Annotated in this window: 9 protein-coding genes and 1 pseudogene; 7 read left to right on the forward strand and 3 right to left on the reverse strand. The window is 49.0% G+C overall.

Features of this window, described 5'->3' with window-relative positions; all coding sequences use genetic code 11:
• The first annotated feature begins 2 nt into the window (after positions 1–2).
• The 3 genes from HMPREF1212_RS00470 to HMPREF1212_RS00480 are packed head-to-tail and all read left to right on the forward strand — an operon-like array spanning position 3 to position 3,244.
• Positions 3–1,079, forward strand: a complete 1,077-nt coding sequence (locus HMPREF1212_RS00470) for an RluA family pseudouridine synthase (RefSeq protein WP_046148040.1) — start codon at positions 3–5, stop codon at positions 1,077–1,079.
• A gap of 2 nt (positions 1,080–1,081) precedes the next feature.
• Entirely contained in the window at positions 1,082–2,071 is a 990-nt protein-coding gene (locus HMPREF1212_RS00475) for a D-alanine--D-alanine ligase (protein WP_046148041.1), read from the forward strand.
• A 12-nt stretch (positions 2,072–2,083) separates the two neighbouring features.
• A complete protein-coding gene (locus HMPREF1212_RS00480) occupies positions 2,084–3,244 on the forward strand; it encodes a 1-acyl-sn-glycerol-3-phosphate acyltransferase (RefSeq protein WP_028728279.1) in 1,161 nt (386 codons plus the stop codon).
• Positions 3,245–3,307: 63 nt separating this feature from the next.
• Here HMPREF1212_RS00480 and HMPREF1212_RS00485 read toward each other — a convergent pair whose 3' ends face one another.
• Positions 3,308–7,267, reverse strand: a complete 3,960-nt coding sequence (locus HMPREF1212_RS00485; RefSeq protein ID WP_046148042.1) for a hybrid sensor histidine kinase/response regulator transcription factor — start codon at positions 7,265–7,267, stop codon at positions 3,308–3,310.
• A gap of 222 nt (positions 7,268–7,489) precedes the next feature.
• Between HMPREF1212_RS00485 and HMPREF1212_RS00490 the strand changes: the two genes are divergently transcribed.
• Entirely contained in the window at positions 7,490–8,725 is a 1,236-nt protein-coding gene (locus HMPREF1212_RS00490) for an MFS transporter (RefSeq protein WP_046148043.1), read from the forward strand.
• Between the two features lie 993 nt (positions 8,726–9,718).
• Positions 9,719–10,177 (forward strand): annotated as a pseudogene (locus HMPREF1212_RS27520) (hypothetical protein); the annotation flags it as partial.
• Between the two features lie 953 nt (positions 10,178–11,130).
• Here HMPREF1212_RS27520 and HMPREF1212_RS27525 read toward each other — a convergent pair.
• Positions 11,131–11,226, reverse strand: a complete 96-nt coding sequence (locus tag HMPREF1212_RS27525; protein WP_369800832.1) for a hypothetical protein — start codon at positions 11,224–11,226, stop codon at positions 11,131–11,133.
• A gap of 856 nt (positions 11,227–12,082) precedes the next feature.
• Between HMPREF1212_RS27525 and HMPREF1212_RS00500 the strand changes: the two genes are divergently transcribed.
• Positions 12,083–14,902: a hypothetical protein gene (locus tag HMPREF1212_RS00500; RefSeq protein WP_046148045.1), complete on the forward strand. Its 2,820-nt coding sequence runs from the start codon at positions 12,083–12,085 to the stop codon at positions 14,900–14,902.
• Between the two features lie 50 nt (positions 14,903–14,952).
• Here HMPREF1212_RS00500 and HMPREF1212_RS00505 read toward each other — a convergent pair whose 3' ends face one another.
• Positions 14,953–16,908, reverse strand: coding sequence for a transcriptional regulator (locus tag HMPREF1212_RS00505; RefSeq protein WP_052724892.1), 1,956 nt, complete (start codon positions 16,906–16,908; stop codon positions 14,953–14,955).
• 298 nt (positions 16,909–17,206) lie between these two features.
• Here HMPREF1212_RS00505 and HMPREF1212_RS00510 point away from each other — a divergent pair, with 298 nt between their 5' ends.
• The gene (locus HMPREF1212_RS00510) at positions 17,207–17,761 is read left to right on the forward strand and encodes a helix-turn-helix transcriptional regulator (protein ID WP_052724893.1); all 555 of its coding nucleotides are present in this window, start codon (positions 17,207–17,209) and stop codon (positions 17,759–17,761) included.
• The last annotated feature ends 36 nt before the right edge of the window (positions 17,762–17,797 follow it).

Below are 17,797 nucleotides of genomic sequence, written 5' to 3' on the forward strand. Positions count from 1 at the left end.
CTATGGATGACTTTTTTGACGAAATGGATGATGAACAGGCTGACGGCCTGTTAGGACAGGAAGAGGAGGATGGAACTCCCCAACTGTATGAACATTTCCGCTTCGTTGCCGATCGAGGACAATCTTTGTTGCGGGTAGACAAGTTCCTGGTAGACCGTATGTTCGGATCGACCCGCAACCGGATACAACTCGCTGCTGAAGCCGGATGTATACTAGCTAACGGAAAACCGGTAAAAAGCAATTACCGCGTGAAGCCGGAAGATGTGGTGACGATCGTAATGACCCGTCCCCGTCGTGAACTGGAAATCGTTCAGGAAAATATCCCTCTTAAAATAATATATGAAGATGAAGACTTGCTGGTGGTGGATAAACCGGCAGGCCTGGTTGTGCATCCCGGACACGGTAACTACACCGGTACGCTGGTAAATGCATTGGCCTGGTATCTGAAAGACGATCCGACCTACGATCCTTCCGATCCGCGGTTGGGATTGGTTCACCGTATCGATAAAGATACTTCCGGGCTGCTGGTTGTTGCCAAGAAACCGGAAGCGAAGGCCAACCTCAGCCTGCAATTCTTCAATAAGACTACCAAACGCGAATATCGTGCGCTGGTCTGGGGAATTGTGCAGGAGGACGAAGGCCGCATAGAAGGTAATATCGGACGCGATCCGCGCGACCGGATGCAGATGACGGTCTTTCCCGAAGGAGATCAGGGAAAAACGGCCGTTACCCATTATTCCGTACTGGAACGTTTGGGGTATGTATCGCTGGTGAAGTGCCGCCTCGAAACAGGACGTACGCACCAGATACGTGTACATATGAAATATATCGGTCATACCCTTTTCAACGATGAGCGGTATGGCGGAAATGAAATTCTGAAAGGAACAACTTTTACTAAATATAAACAGTTCGTACAGAACTGCTTTGCCATCTGTCCCCGGCAGGCACTGCATGCCAAAACGCTGGGATTCGTGCATCCTACTACCGGTGAGGAAATGTTTTTTGATTCCGAAATTCCCACTGATATGGCACAACTGATAGAGAAGTGGCGGATATATGCAAATACTAAAGAAATATAAAAATGAAAAAGAACATTGCTATTGTAGCCGGGGGAGATTCTTCCGAGATTGTTGTTTCATTAAAAAGTGCAGAAGGAATCTACTCTTTTATTGATAAAGACAAATATAATTTATATATTGCAATCGTTAAGAAAGAAGGATGGGCGGTTAAACTTCCTGGCGGGGAACATACACCAATTGATAAAAATGATTTTAGTTTCCGGGAGAATGGTGAGGTGAAGCATTTTGACTTTGCTTATATTACTATTCATGGTACTCCGGGAGAGGACGGTCGGTTGCAGGGCTATTTCGATTTGATCGGGATGCCTTATTCTTCCTGTAGTCAGTTGGTCAGCGCACTTACCTTCAACAAGTTTGTTTGCAATAATTATTTGCGTAGTTTTGGTATAAATGTGTCCGACTCTATCCGTTTGTTCAAAGGACAGACTGTGACGGAACAAGAAGCGATCAGTCGGTTAGGACTGCCGGTCTTTGTGAAACCCAACGATGGGGGAAGCAGCTTCGGAGTAACCAAAGTTAAGGACGCTTCACAATTGCAACCGGCTATTGCAAAGGCATTTGCCGAAGGCGACGAGGTCATGCTGGAGAGTTTTATCTCCGGAACAGAAGTGACTTGCGGTTGTTATAAGGTAGAAGGAAAAGAAGTAATCTTACCTCTTACCGAAGTGGTTACGAAGAACGAGTTCTTTGATTTCAACGCGAAGTATAACGGCGAGTCCGACGAGATCACTCCCGCCCGTATCTCTCCCGAACTGACGGAGAAAGTACAACGCGAAGCATCGAAGATTTACGACATACTGGGCGCCAAAGGACTCATCCGGGTAGATTTTATTATCGAAGCAAACGGGAAACCGAAAATGCTCGAAGTAAATACGACACCGGGTATGACGGCTACCAGCTTTATCCCGCAGCAAGTTCGGGCTGCCGGATTGGATATCAAGGATGTTATGACTGACATCATTGAAAATGAACTGCAAAAGGTAGGTAAATAATAATAAAAAGATATGGATACAGAAGTTTCCTATAATTTTGACGACATTCGTCCGCTGAACAACGACGAGGTGAAGGATGCTATCGAAGCACTGGTAACCAACGAAGATTTCGAGCGGGCCTTCCGGTATATCAAGCCGGATGTGAACTGGAAAGAGTTTTCTGAAACGATGCGTTCGTTCAAGACAAAAGAAGACTTTAAATCGAAGCTGGCTTACGAAGCGGTGATGATGGTTGCCAATAAGACAACTTTCTCACTGACAATCTCCGGACGGAGCCGTCTTCCGAAAGACAAAAAGCCTTGTACGTTTATTTCCAATCATCGCGACATCGTACTGGATGCCTCATTCCTGAATGTTATGCTGTATGATGTGGGTTATGGCATGACGCAGGTAGCGATAGGTGATAACCTGATGATCCGTCCCTGGATCGAAACACTGGTTCGCCTGAACAACAGTTTTATCGTAAAACGCGGAGTTTCTGTTCGTCAGATGCTGGATGTCAGCCGTACGCTTTCCGCTTATGTCCGCCATACGATCAACGAAACGAAAGAGTCTATCTGGATCGCCCAGCGTGAAGGCCGTGCCAAGGATTCGAACGACCGTACACAGGGGAGTGTCCTGAAGATGCTGAACATGAGCGGCGACAAGGATATCGTTTCTAACATCATGGATCTGAATATTTTCCCGGTCGCTATCTCTTACGAATATGACCCTTGCGACTTCCTGAAAGCAAAAGAGTTCCAGATGAAACGGGATGATCCTGACTATGTAAAAAGCCAGCGCGACGACCTGTTGAGCATGGAAACCGGTATCCTGAATAATAAAGGCCGCGTTCACTTCACATTGACAGAGCCGATCAACGACCAGTTAGCCGCTCTCGACAGGAATATGGAAAAGAACGAACTGATCGCAGCGATCGCCTCCATCATCGATAAGGAAATCTACAAACATTACCGTTTCTATCCTTGCAACTATGTAGCTTATGATATGCTGACCGGAACCAAACGTTTCAGCGGCAATTACGGACTAAGAGATAAGAAACATTTCGAAGAATACCTGCAGGGACAACTGGATAAGATCGTTCTTCCTAATAAGGACGAAGCATTCCTGCGTACAAAGATATTGGAAATGTACACTAATCCGCTAAAGAACCATTTGGCGAGTCAGGAATAAAAAATATGTCTATTGAATAATGAAGGGCTATCCGGTATGGGTAGCCCTTTGTCATATCCGTACCTACCTGTTTTCTTTAGCATATTTCGAGGGGCTCATGCCGAACTGTTTGATGAAGGCTGACCAGAAGTAAGATTGCGAACTGAAACCTACTGCTTCCGATATTTCGTATATCTTCATATTTCCTTGCAACAGTAGCTCTGCCGCTTTCTTCAAACGGCTGATTTTGATCAGGTCGTTCGGGGTCAGATCCGAGATAGCGCGTATCTTGCGGTATAAGGTCGGGCGGCTCAGGTGCATCAGGTCGGCGATCATGTTGACATCTAATTCGGGGTTGCCGATGTTTTCGTTGATGATCTCGTTCAGTTTTTCGAGGAAACCTTCGTCCGCTTTGGTATAGGCCATCGACTTCATATTGGCGATCGGCGAATTGAAGTAGAACTTACGGATATTGTCCCGGTTGGAAAGCAGGTTGGATATTTGTGCCATCAGCAGGTTGGTGGAGAACGGTTTGTCGATGTAAGCATCGGCTCCCAGTTCCAACCCTTCCAGGCGCGCCTGCATGGTGTTCTTGGCCGTCAGCAGGATAACCGGGATATGGCTGAATTCAATGTCTGTCTTTACGCTCCGGAGCAAGGAGAAGCCGTCCATGACAGGCATCATCACATCGCTTATGATCAACTGGATGCTTTCTTTTTTGAGTTGTTCCAGCGCTTCGGAGCCATTGCCTGCGATCAGCACGTTGTAGTTTTCGTTGACTTCGTCGGCAATGAAAGCGCTCATTTCCTTGTTGTCCTCGACGATCAGGATAGTGGGGCGGCCTTCTTCGCGGGTATAAGTAATTTTGCGGGATTCCGGTAGCGATTGGATTTCCTCTTCGGTTGTTTTAACGGCACCGACCGGTTTTACCGGCAAAGTGATACGGAACAGGGTCTGATTACCGGAAGTATCGGCAAGGCAGAGCGTACCGTGATGCATTTCTGCCAGAGAGCGTGCCAGAGGGAGACCTAAGCCCGTGCCCGGTTTGTCTTCGTTCCCTTTGATGCGGTAGAAAGGTTCGAATATTTTGTCCCTCATTTCTGCCGGAACAGGAACGCCGTCGTTGATGAAGTCGATCGTGAAGGTCTCGTAATCGGCTGACGGTTGCAGGCGTACGACAATGCTGCCGGCCGCATATTTAACGGCATTCGAGAACAGGTTGCTCATGATCTTGGTGAGGGCTTCGCGGTCTACGAATACGTACAGCTCCTGAACGGTGAGGTCGAGGTTCAGCAAAAGGTTGTTTTCCGTGGCTATCTCCTGGAAACGCTTGGCTGTTTCAGTTAATAGCGAAACGACCTCCGTGCGGATGAAATTCAGGCGGTAACCCTCTATCTCTGTCTTTCTGAAATCGAGTAGCTGGTTGACCAGCGAGAGCAGGCGCGATACATTCTTATCCATCAGTATCAGCGAGTTATTCTCTTTCTCGCCGATCTTGTCCGATCTCAGCAGACGTTCGAGCGGATTCTTTATCAGCGTCAGCGGCGTACGTATTTCGTGGGCGATGTTGATAAAGAAGTCGATCTTGGCCTGGTAAAGCTCTTTCTCCTTCTTGCTTTCGAATATCTGCATGTTGTAAGCCATGCTGCGTTTGTTTTTCCGTCGCCAGTAGAAGATCAGGTAGATGATAACGGCCAGGATGATGATGGAATATATAATGTAGGCAGACGTGGAGACCCACCAAGGCGGAAGTACCGTGATGTGCAGGCGGGTGATCTTGCCTTCCCAATTGTTCGAGAGGTTGGCCGCCCTGACTTCAAACGTATAGTCGCCGGGATGCAGTTCGGTGAAGTAGACGATGTTACGTTCGCCCAACGGTATCCAGTCCCTGTCGAGACTCACCATCCGGTAGGCATATTGTATGGACTTCGGAGCTATGAAGTTGAGGGAAGAAAAATTAATATTGAAGGTCGACTGACCGTGGTTCAGCGTGATTCTTTTCACTTCCGAAGAAGAAGAACTGTTGATGATCTGCCGTCCTCCCGTCCCGTTCTGTATGTCGAGCGAACTGATGTGTACATCCATCTTTTCGGCCGCAGGCTTTACGTCTCCGGGCTTGAAGTGTATAAATCCCTTTACCGTACCGAAGTAGAGCGTGCCGTCATCGTCTTTAAATGCCGAGTTGTAATTGAACTGGCGGGTGACAAGGCCGTGCGCCTCGGTATAGGTCATGATCTTTTCCGTCTGTGTGTTAAGGCAGACCAGGCCGTTGGCCGTACTGATCCAAAGGCAGTTGTTTTCGTCCGGCAGGATGCGGAAGGCCACGTTACTCGGCATGCCATTCTTTACGGTATAATGCAGCGACTCGCCGGTCTGGAAATCGTATTTGATCACGCCCTCGACGGTGGCGAACCACATATTCCCGTCTTTATCTTCGCAGGCATCGTTCACGGTATTGTGCCGTTGGGTATTCAGCTTGTCGTACGGCAGATACATCCCCGTGTTGCTGGTGGTGTTGAAGTAATAACTACGGTTGAACATGCCGAGCCATATCTTCCCTGCACGGTCTTCGTACAGGCTGTTCACGGCAAATGGCGGGAACTGGGAAGCATAGACAAAACGGTCGTTGAGATAGTCGTAACGGAAAATGCCGTCTTCCGTACCGACAAGTATTTCCCCTTCACGCAGTACCTTGATACAACGCACCGTACTGTTTTTGACCGTATGGCTGTCTTTCAGCAAGTCGTAATGCTTGATCACCTTCCTGGTCTTTATGTCCATCAGGTCGATGCCGTGTATCACATGGCCGATCCACAGGTTGTCGCCCGAAGCGGCCAGTCCGCGGATATTGGTGTGGGAGAGACTTTTCACACCCGGTACAGGCTGGTAGTTGGTGAATGTCTCCGTTTTCTTTTCCATGCAGTTCACACCCGCGTCTTCCGTACCGATCCATCTGTTTCCATAGGCATCGCTACAAATGTCGCGTATTACTTCACCTTTCAGTGAATGCGTTTCGTTCCAGGGATAATATACGTTGAAGGGGCGGAAAGGGGAGTAGTAGTTCAGCCCGTTCTGGTGGAAACAGATCCAGACGCCTTCTTCCCGGTCTTCAAACAGGGCGGAGACGAAATGGCTGGAAAGGGCGTAGGGGTCGAGTGGATCTTGCCGGATTCGTTTGCAGGTGCCCAGTTGCAGGTCGTAGATAAACAGGCCGGAGTCTGTGCCTATCCACAGCTCCTCCTTATCTTTTTCAAGAAAACAGTTGATCAGGATAGTCAGTTGGTTTTTCTCCTGGATGTTCAGATCCTGGTATGTTTTGGTAAGAACATTGAATATCTTCACGTCGTCGTGTTCGAAAGCCACATAGATATTGGCCGACGAAGGCGATCGGTAGAGCATGGAGAGCTTCCGGGAAGTCGTAGCCGGGGAATGCGCAAAAAGGTCGTACGAGTCAAGTGTCCCGTCTTCCGTGTTCAGCAGGGAGATAAAACCTTCCGAGTCTCCCAGCCAGATGGAATTGTCGGGCATGATACAGAAAGATGTATAAGTCTGTCCGTTGTTTCCGGCGAAGATATGGAACTGTCCGTCAGTTATATTATATTGAATGAGTGCTCCGTCCATCAGCAGCCACAGCAGGTTGTTCTCATCGAACTGAAAGAGGTCGATCCCTTTGTTCTTGGTGAAAGGTACATGGAGGAACGATTCTTTTGTCTCGTTATACTGATACAATCCGGAAAGCGTTCCTACCCATAAATTCCCCTCGTTGTCGCAGTTCAGATGTGTGACCCAGTTGTTACCGAGCGATTCTGCATCGTCGGGATCGTTGCGGAACACTTTGAAGGTATATCCGTCGAAACGGTTCAGGCCGTCGCGCGTCCCGATCCATATATAGCCGCTTTTGTCCTGCACACAGCCTGTCACCATATTATCGCTTAACCCGTTTTCCACCTGGTAATGACGGAAAAGGTAGTTGCTTTCGTCAGCAAATATCCAGAGGGAGCACGACAGGAAAAGTATAGATAAGATCAACTTCAGATAGCTCATAAATAAGTTTGTTGTTTGACACTGCAAGATATATAAAATTGTATTACCGGTTTCCTTTTATCGTATCACGGTTTTAAAAAATCGTATCATACCGTGCGAGAACACCCTGGAATGAGATAAATACGGGAATTAATGCAACCGGAACGGACAGACTTTCTTTCTGGGAAGGACTACTTTTGATCATCGATTTGAAGAACACAACAAATAACCTTTTTTACTATCATGAGTACACTACATACTAATAAAGGACTCGGAACAAAAGTTCAGCTATGTCTGATGATGTTTTTACAGTACATGTTGAGTGCTGTCTGGTGGGTGCCGCTGGCCGCCTATCTTTCGCACACGCTCAAGCTGGAAGTCTATCAGGTATCCTTAGTATTAAGTGCAATGGCTATCGGCGCAATGGGATCTTCGTTTATCGGAGCGATTGCCGACCGTTACTTTGCCGCAGAAAAGATATTGGCAGTTTTGAATATATTAACGGGAGTCTTTCTGCTGCTGGCTGCCCAGCAGCAGGATTTTCCTCCACTGATGTTCTTTGTTGTAATGGCTATGCTTTGTCACATGCCGACACAGAGCCTGACAAGTACGATTGCGATGAGTCATGCTCCGTCCGAGCAGTTCCCGCGTATACGTATGTTCGGTTCGGTAGGCTGGGTGGCTTCCGGTATTTTTAGTATCGTAGCGATCCACCTGATGGGTATGGAGGCGTTCGACGATACGAACCTGCCGATGTATTGCGGTGCCGGCGTTTCTTTCGTAGCGGCTTTTGTCAACCTGACGCTTCCGCATACTCCGCCTTCCGTGGCGAAAAGTTCGAAGATATCGGTGATGGATATAACCGGATTTTCCGCCTTCTCGCTGATGAAAGATAAGAATTACCGGGTGTTTATGATCCTTACGTTCCTTTCGATCATCCCGTTTACCCTGTATCATGTATATGGTTCCATGATCCTGGCCGACGAACAGGTTCGTAATATAACGGTGACGATGAACTTCGGCCAGCTGGCTGAAATGTTCTTTCTGGTCATTACAACAACGATCCTCGTAAAGTCGGGGATCAAGAACACGCTGATCTTTGGTATGGTGGCGATGCTGGTTCGTTACGGAGCCTTCTTCTTCGGTGCGGAAACCGGGCAGCAATGGTTCTACTATATAGGAATTATCGTGCATGGCCTGATCTTCGGCTTGTTCTATGTCGGCGGACAGGTGTACACGGACAATGTAGCCCCGAAAGAGATGAAAGCACAGGCACAGGGATTGCTTTTCTTCCTGGTATGGGGCGTAGGCTTCCTGATCGGGACGTTATGGAACGGATGGCTGATCAGCTTTTTCCGCGACGGCGACAAATGCGACTGGCCGGTATTGTTCCTGATCTCTTCGGTTTGCACGGCGGTGCTGCTGTTCCTGTTCGTATTCCTGTTCAAACCGGTAAGCCTTAAAACTTCCGGTAAATAATACGCATTTAATTCTCAAGACTATATATATCACGCCAAACATGAAAAAAGGGGATGACGAGGGTCATCCCTTTTTTAGTTTAATAAGCTGTTATTCCCTGTACGACTCTTTTTATATCCTATGTTTTTCATTCCATTCTTCCTGCGTAAAGTAATTGTCTATTGAATTGTCTATTGGTGTTTTAAGGTTTATCACACCTCTTTACATACCTTTACTTTGCTGAAGGTGAGAGTCGGGCATTTCATTCAGTACTTAAAAAGGCAACACCAACGACTGAATACAGGGGCTGGAATAAGGCTGTCTGTAGATTAAAATACTATTATGAGATATTGATGTTAAATTAAATAATTAAAAATGCTTATGAACACCTTCAAACCAATTTTCACTGCTTTAGTGCTATTTCTTTTTCTGGCTTGCTTCCTCGCTTGCGGCGATGATAAGGAAGATGCGATCGTCCCTCCGGACAACAGCATAACCGGGCAGGAATTCGGCATACGCCAGCTATCTGTGAAACTACCTCGCCTGGGACGGCTCGAGATCCTTTTCTCTAAAGTCAATTGCCGTATTCATATGAAAGGGGTCGACGACCGGATCACTTATCCCATCAACACGTTCCTTTCTGCTACGACAGACTCGCTGATCATCGATGCGGAAGACCCGATACTGAGCGAACTTCCCCACCAGATGTACCATTTGAATTACATTACCTTTCCGAAAAAAGATCTGGCTGTGAAAGCGGATGAGCTGGCTTCGGATGCAGTCGCACAGGATACTGTTTACCTGGGTGCCCGCCTGTCGGTCGAAGATCCCGACAATATCACTTTCCGCTCGACTTTCAATCTTGAAGCTGACCGTATAGGGGTAGGAAGTGCAGCAGACCCTGTCGCCATTGCTTGCGGAAAGAATTTCTACGATATTATATGTGCAGGATTGACTGCCGGTAACGATTTGAGCGGACAATATTTCGAACTCACGGAGAATATTAATTTCCAGATGCCCGAAATCACCACCGACAAAGGTTGGGAACCCGCCGGAAGACATAATATCAATGGAGGTTCCACCTCCTTCAACGGCATACTGGACGGTAACGGCAATGCGATCGACTTGCTTTCCAGTAGCTCTACGGAAGATTATGCCGGACTATTCTATAAACTGGGTTCGCAATCCCATTTGCATGATATTAAATTTACTTCTGTCGCGCTGATAGGAAAAGACTATATCGGGGCAGCAGCTTGCTATTCGGAAGAGGGGGCTCGGCTGGAAAACATCAGTTTGACAGGTTTTGTAAACGGGAGGTCGAATATAGGAGGATTGATAGGTTCTGGTGATGTAACTATTACAAATTGTGTTTCCAACCTTACCGTGAGTGTGAAATCCGATAAATCAGCTGAATACATAGGTGGATTGATTGGTAAAACCGCCTCTTCCGACATAAGAAACTGCGTTCTGACCGGACAGGTTACGGCAGCTAAAGGCAATAAAGTAGGGGGGATTACCGGAGCGGGTGGTTCGTTTACCTGCTGTTACGTAGGCGGTTCCATACAAGGGCATAACTATACGGGAGGGATCACTGGAGAGGCCAGCGGTTCCTTAACCGATTGCCGGATCGGGGCCACGCTCAGCTACAATTCGTATGCTTTTCCTTGGGAGGTTTTTCTGGAACAACCGAGGGTAAGCCCGTTCTCTATTAGTCTCACAGGCACTAATTATGTAGGTGGATTTGCCGGTACCGGTTCCCTTACCCTGTCGGGAGAGAATATATTCCTGCGAGAGTCGGGTACAACTGCTACCCTAACGGGAAAAGACTATGTAGGTGGATTGGTCGGGCTGAGTAAATCTCTGGAAGCCAGGGCATCGGCCTCTTTCATCTCTTACGCTCATATCAATGGCAACAACTATGTCGGTGGAGTTGCCGGTCAGTTGGAAAATATGAATACGAATGCCATTTTCATCAACCGTGGCCCTGTCAATGCGGAAAATTACGATTGCGGAGGAATTGCAGGTGTCGGAATAAACCTTGCCTGCAAAGGCACCTGGACTAACGAAGCAACTATCGTTGGTTGTATGGGAGTGGGAGGCATTATCGGTTTTGTGGATAAAATGGATAGCCAATGTGAAATCAACATGATTAATGACGGATCGATAAAAGCTACAGGTTTTTACCTCGGCGGTCTGGTCGGACGCAGTAGCAGTCCGCTTAGCTTTGGTACGGACAGTCGTGTCAGCCAAGAGGGAGGATCTATGAAAATTGAAGGTGATTCGTATATAGGCGGTATAGTGGGAAGGATTGAAGCGGATCTCGGTTCTGCATCATACGTTATAAACAAACAACCTGCTGTTTATGCAAACATATATGCCAAACCTAGTTTAAGTGGTGAACGTGGCTTTGTCGGTGGTATATGTGGCTATATATATATGCGCAATACAGCCGGGGTGACCCAGGTTATCAATGGCACGAATATATGTAAAATAGTAATTACCTCTTCATGCCCTACCAGCATAGGCGGAGCGATCGGCTATCTACGTGCGGAAACCAATAAGGACGATGTCGGTCAAATCAAACTCAGCGGAATAACTCAGTTGACCGGCAGTATAACCTCATCCGGCGGAGCTGTCGGCGGCATTGTCGGACGGGTGGAAAACAAGAATAACAAGAGTATCCTGATCGAAAACTGTAAAAACTTTGTCAGCCTGACTTCGACGGCAAGCAGTAACGTAGACGGCTTCGGCGGTATCGTCGGTCTGCGCAGCGAACCAGGATATGAGATCCGGATCGCCAATTGTGCCAACTATGCCGATATATCCGGACGAAACGTCTCCGCGGCAGGTGGTATCTTCGGGCAACAGGAAGAAAACGTCTATATCGACCAATGCTTCAATGCTGGTAAGATCGATGCCAACAGTGCAGTAGGCGGCATCCTTGGCCGTGTATTCGAACATACAGCCGTAGAGAACTGCTTCAACATGGGCGAAGTTCCCTGGGCATCAGGCAAGACCCTCCTGGCTGGTATCGTCGGACAGAAAGAGAACAAAAGCAAGAAAGACCTCCGGATCAAAAACTGCTATAACGTAGGATCTACCGGCTGGGGTATTATCGGCGGTGAAGACGATAAGAACGTGGATTGCCAGAACTGCTATTACCTCGATACCGCCTCCGATGGCGATATGAAGAAGAGCGGGTCAGAATCGAAAAATGCCACCCAGATGCGTCAAAAGGTTACCTATTCCGCTTTTCCATCCGATATCTGGGCTTTCGGAGCCGATGGGGAGTCTGCTCCTACTTTGAAGAATAATAAGATAGCTCCCGGTTATCCCAATCCATTATCCCGATAAATACATTTAATATACATAGACAATATGAAGATACATAAAATACATACCCTCCGTTTCAGCCGCCTTTTCCTGGCTCTGCTCGCAACTTCTTTCCTACTGCTGACCAGTTGTAAAGACGATGATGATAAAACACCCGTACCCGGAGGAGGCGAAGATTACGGACAGGAACAGCGTATTGAACTGGCCGCAGACCTTAGTAGCGCAATTCCTACAGGAGAAATAAGCTGCCGCCTTATCTACAATAGAAGCACTCCGCTGGCCGTTAAAGCCACCCATTCAGTAGAGAATGGCAAATCGGTTTTCTTCCTCGACTCACAGCTTCGCGTAGGTCGTTATATCTTGGCTTCCATCATCCATAAGACCAGCGAAGAAGTCTTCAGCGAAGCCAACGTAGGCTGTGCACTCGAAGTCTCTACCCGCGCGAATGCCGTTTCGCCCTCCACCTTCGACAAGTTGGCCGGCTACTTCGGCACCGGGACGGTCGACGACCCTTACCGTATCGCCTCATCGACCGGTTTCGACGTCATGCGCAAACTGATCGAAGACGGCAACAACTCGTTTGAAGGCAAATACTTCCTGCAAACTGCCGATATCAACATGGTTGGCTCTTACAACAAAGGCTTCCGTCCCATCGCCCACCAGCAAGCCTTTCCTTTCAAAGGCTGCTACGACGGGGGAGGACACACGATCTCCTATTGCGCCATCCGTACCCTCGACTCGAAAGACCAGCAGGTCGGAAGCGAGGTACGTGCTACGGGATTGTTCGGCTATGCCTGCGGTGCCACGTTCCGTAACGTCACGATGGTAGACCCCGTATCGATCGGCGCCAACTCGACCGGAACCCTGATCGGTGCCGTGCTGGGCACTTCCGGAGAAAAAGAAACCCCGACTTATCTGGATAATTGCCGCGTGCGGAGAACATCCGCTACCGCCAGCGAAGTATACGGTGTCAACTTCGTCGGCGGCCTGGTAGGCGGTGTCGATGCACAAGCCGTACTGGTCATGCACCGCTGCGTGAACGAAGGCCTGCCGGTAGGTAACCGTTCCGACGGCTCGTTTGTAGGCGGCCTGGTCGGTGGAGGAACCGTCAATGCCACCGCTATTATGGACAGCTGCGTCAACCTGACCCAGGTCAGTGCAGCCGGTAGCCGTTGTGCAGGCGGACTGATCGGCGGTATCGAAACAGCCAATATCAGCAACTGTATGAATAAAGGCAACGTCAGTGCCACCCACCCGTCCGCACTCGGAACCGGAGGTATTGCAGGCGGGCTGGGCACTTCCACCCTTGCCGTCGTACAGAATGAAGGCCGTATAAGCGGTTACGAAGGTACAGGCGGTATCGTTGGCAGCACTGTGATCAGCAAAAGCGATGGAAGCTATAATGACCTGATCGTCGCTTCCGCTCATAATTACGGAGCCGTTTACGGAACCGACAACTCCGGCGGTATCGCAGGCGAAGCACAAGCTATGCTGACCGATTGCTATAATCGCGCCTCCATAGAAGCTACAAACACGTTTGCCGGGGGACTGGCCGGCTACACACCTACCATCGTTGTCAACAACAGTTACAACAACGGTAGTGTCGATGCCCGGAGTTTTTCCGGCGGCCTGCTGGGGCGCGCTTCCTATTATATATTGACCAACAGCTCCAACCTGGCTCCCGTGACCGCTTCCGGCGGAATGGCAGCCGGTATCCTGGCTCTCGGTGGTACGACCGGAATGATCAACTTTTGCACCAATTACGCTCCCGTAAGCGGTACCGACCTCACAGCCGGTATCATAGCCCACGCTGGCGAAACCAAATCGTTCACCAACAACGATATCGCTTCCGTTGTCATCTCCTCCGGAAAGACCAGATACAAGCTGATGAAGGCGCTGAAAACTCCGCCGAAAGAAATGTCCAGCATGAAAGCCCTTTTCAAAGGAGCCAAAAACGTCGTGAAGATCGCAGCTTCTACCATAGAGCTGATCGACGCTATCGCCACTCCGCCGCTGATGCAGGATATAAGCATGTGGGACGAACTCTACAACCAAAAACTCGATGTGCGCAACGAAGAAATGATCGCACGTATGAATAGCGAAGTTTTCAGTTCGCTACCTGCCTACTACGGCCCGTTGGCCGGTTCGATGGTACTGCCCGGACTGGTTTACGATAATTCGCAGGCCTTCACCCGGAGCCTGGAAGGGGATGGTGACGACCTCTACGCCGATGCCGTGCACGAACGCCTGGGGGATATCAGCGAGCAGGTAGCTAAGATCGAGCAAAACCGTGAGATCGCGCTTGCCGTTGCCGGTTGTATCCTGGCTGTTGCCGGGGCAGTCGTTTCAGGTGGAGCCGCTACTGCTGCTGTGGTTATCTGTTCCGCAGCCGTCACGACGGTCGGCAACCTGACCGAGCGCATGGATAATTGCATCGAAATCTCGCAATGCACCAACTTCGGTACTATCAGCGCCGGGAAAAACGGTTACGGAATCATCGCTTTCCAGGGCGACCACCTGAAACTGCACAATTGTTTCTCGGCCGGTGCTGCCTCCGGTTACGGTGTAGGCGACACGGCCCTCGACGGCCTGGACGATGTGAAGCCTCGCCGTATCATTTCAATCGGCGCGATCAATCAGGATCCTTTCAAGAGTGGTTCTGCCGTTGCCAACCAGGGTCTTTTCTTTCTGATTGACGGCTCCGGAAAATCGAAGTCCGGCGGTTGTACGGCAGAGGAACTGGCACGCAAATCGACTTATACCGATACGCAAAGCCCCTTCGACTTCGACGAGAACAAGACCTGGAGCTTCCAGACGCCTATCGTACCGCTGCCGTATAATAATTTGTATTTCGGTTTCCGGTAAAAAACTCTGTAAGGTAAAAAAGAAGGTGTCCGAAAAGGATACCTTCTTTTTTAGTTTATTTGCAGATATTCATCCAGCGAATCTTCTTTTTGTAATCCGAATTTTTTCCGTATCCGGCTCCGGGCCGTGTTAACACTGGCACGCGAAATACCTAAGGCCAAAGCTATTTCATCCGTGTTTTGTTTCAGGTAAATGAGCATGCAAAATAATTCGTCCGATTTGGTCAGTTCCGGACAGCGGCTCCGTAGTCCGGGCAGGTAGCGCGGATAAAGGGCGGCGAACGATTGGCGGAAACGCTTTTCATCTTCACCGCTCAACAAGGTCGGGTCGAGTTGCCGGCGCACATTGTCGATGATTTCATTGTGCGATAACTGCTCCAGTTCATGGCTTAGTGTTTCATTACGCCGGTTCAGTTCCTGCTGTGAAGTCAGTAACTCGTTCAGTTGGCGGCGGTGTTCTTCCCGTTCTTTGAGTTGCCGACGGCGGCGACGGATCAGATAAACGACTCCGGCAGCCAGTAAACAGCCCGACAACCCCAGGATAATCCGGGTATAGACGAGCGATTGCTCTTTCAGTGCCACCTCGGCAGCCAACGCACGGTTTTCCTGTTCCTTTCGTTCCGTTTCATAACGGATATTGGCGGCGATGGCATACCGCTGTTTTTCTTTTTTCTGTAAAGAATCGTGTATGGCGGTATAGACCGGGTAAATTTCACCTATCCGACTATACATCTTATGTTCTGCATATCTTTTTAGCAAGATGTTCCCGCACCAGTCGATCATTTCAGGGAAATCCTGTTCCAGATAATAGTCCATAGTCTCTTCCATCAGTGGAAAACCCTCCTGCAACTGCCCTGTTTTGACCAGTGCGTTTCCCAAAGAGAAGCGGAAAGTCGGGTAGTGATAGCTCATGACGTCGTTTTGCGAAACGGCGCATAATTCCCGGAAGCCTTTCACCACCAATGCCGACGAGTCCGGGTAAAATTCGTCGTAAAAGCTGTAAAGCAAGTTCTTTGCTGCTGCGATCTCCGCCGGGTGCTGATGCGCTTCACCCAACCTGAGGGCCTTTAGAATATAAAACCGTGCCGAATCTTTCTGTTCGGGTTTCCAGAACATGCCTGCTTTCATGCGGTAGAGGTCGCTCAGCACCACGCTGTCGAGCGCAAGGGAGTAGGCGATGGCCTGCGAAATGTTTTCCAGCGCCTTATCCTGTTGCTCCAGTGTGTCGTACAGGTTGGCCAGGTCGGTAAAGTTATAGACGAACCCCTCGTCGAGCCGTTCGGGATGGGCAAGGCACCAGTCGCGCGCCTCCTGCAAATACCCGACGGCCTGTTCGTACATCCCCCTGCGGCGGTAATAATTGCCTAATGTGCTTAAAAGATCGGCCGGGTCGTTGGCTTCTCCGCCGGCATGGTAAGCATCGACGGCCCGTTTCTGGAAAAGAATCTCCCTTTCCGGTTGTTCGCTGTAACGATAGCAGGCGTTGGCTACCAGGTGGCAGGCATAGATTTCCTGTGCCGGGTCGGGCGAGGGAGGAAGGGCGGCAAAACGTTCGATCAGCTTGCGTGTCCCTTCCGGATCATTACCGTAATTGTGGAAGGCGGTACAGACGACCAGCAGGTCGTAATGGGCAGGCCCGTCGAAATAAGGGTGACCTGCCTCCAGCAAACTATCCGTCAACAGGCTGTTTCCGGCCGCTTGTTTGTTTTGGGTACTGCTTTTCAGGTAGAAGTTGAGCAGACGGCGTGTCTCCTTCAACACCGAGTCGCCGTTGCCCGACGGGTGCTGCGGGAAACCCCGGAGCAGCTGCCTGCTGCAAATGATAACCGAATCGCAGTCTTTCTGCCGGAGCAGTTTTTCGTTCCGGTCATTATGTTCCCTGAGCGTCGTTTCCGTATCCGCAGCCAGCCGTGCTTCGAGTGGTTGCGAAGGATCGACGGGATGCTGCCGGCAACCGGCCAGCAGAAAAAGAAGAAGAAAAACGGGGGAAAACAGATAATTGCTCATATCTCGGTTGATATTTAAGGTTGGGAACAAAAATAGTGTATTTATCCGGTTTTACCCCTTGTTTTTGCAGGAAATCTATTAAATCGTCTATTGGTTATCCGAGGTGGTTCATGAGCCAGTGTATACCTTTACAGCGTCTGAAGACAAGGCTGTGAGCTGTTTGTTCAGCAACGTGTGATGAACAGAAATGAGAAAAAAAACGTTGTTGTTCAGTCGTTGTTCAGTGAATTGTTCAGACTGTGAGAGCGAACGGACGCAAAGTATTGTTTTACTTTGGATGCAAATAAAAAGAGCTGATATGAAGAAGAAAAGAACACAGGCATTCCTGATCCCGATCCTTTTATCGCTACCCTTGTTGCAGATGGTGGCGGTGATGATCGTGGGCGAGGTATATCTCCGCTGGACGGTGATAATCCTCTCGGTTCTTTTTTATCTCCTGCTGACAACGAATTACATTTTCTGGTACCATTTGAACCGGAAGATCGATGTGTATCATCAACGCATTGTCTGGAAATTGGAACATCATTCTAAAGCTTCTGCCCAAACGAAAAATATACTGGCTGCCGAAGATACTGTGTTTATCCCAAAAGTTGTGGGAAATGACGAGCTGCGTAAAAACATTCAGTGCACATACCCATATTTCCTTTCACGATTACATGAGGCCTATCCGGCGCTTACGGAAGCTGACGAGTTTCTTTGCATGCTGATCAAATCGAATTTGAGTAACAAAGAGGTTATGGAACAACTTTCCATCTCGCAAGGAAGTTTGCACACGACACGTTACCGGCTGAAACGAAAACTGGCTATACCGAAAGAGGTGAATCTCGACGACTGGATACGCCAGTTCGAATAAGAAGACTGATCCGGTAAACAGGAATATGTTAAACAT

It is taken from the genome of Parabacteroides sp. HGS0025 (genome assembly GCF_000969845.1).
GTDB lineage: Bacteria > Bacteroidota > Bacteroidia > Bacteroidales > Tannerellaceae > Parabacteroides > Parabacteroides gordonii.

Excerpts from the sequence above, each read along its gene's own strand:
- HMPREF1212_RS00490 (WP_046148043.1), top strand. The coding sequence starts at position 7,490 with ATGAGTACACTACATACTAATAAAGGACTCGGAACAAAAGTTCAGCTA.
- HMPREF1212_RS00480 (WP_028728279.1), top strand. The coding sequence starts at position 2,084 with ATGGATACAGAAGTTTCCTATAATTTTGACGACATTCGTCCGCTGAAC.
- HMPREF1212_RS00475 (WP_046148041.1), top strand. The coding sequence starts at position 1,082 with ATGAAAAAGAACATTGCTATTGTAGCCGGGGGAGATTCTTCCGAGATT.
- HMPREF1212_RS00470 (WP_046148040.1), top strand. The coding sequence starts at position 3 with ATGGATGACTTTTTTGACGAAATGGATGATGAACAGGCTGACGGCCTG.
- HMPREF1212_RS00505 (WP_052724892.1), bottom strand. The coding sequence starts at position 16,908 with ATGAGCAATTATCTGTTTTCCCCCGTTTTTCTTCTTCTTTTTCTGCTG.
- HMPREF1212_RS00510 (WP_052724893.1), top strand. The coding sequence starts at position 17,207 with ATGAAGAAGAAAAGAACACAGGCATTCCTGATCCCGATCCTTTTATCG.
- HMPREF1212_RS00500 (WP_046148045.1), top strand. The coding sequence starts at position 12,083 with ATGAAGATACATAAAATACATACCCTCCGTTTCAGCCGCCTTTTCCTG.
- HMPREF1212_RS00485 (WP_046148042.1), bottom strand. The coding sequence starts at position 7,267 with ATGAGCTATCTGAAGTTGATCTTATCTATACTTTTCCTGTCGTGCTCC.
- HMPREF1212_RS27525 (WP_369800832.1), bottom strand. The coding sequence starts at position 11,226 with ATGCTGGTAGGGCATGAAGAGGTAATTACTATTTTACATATATTCGTG.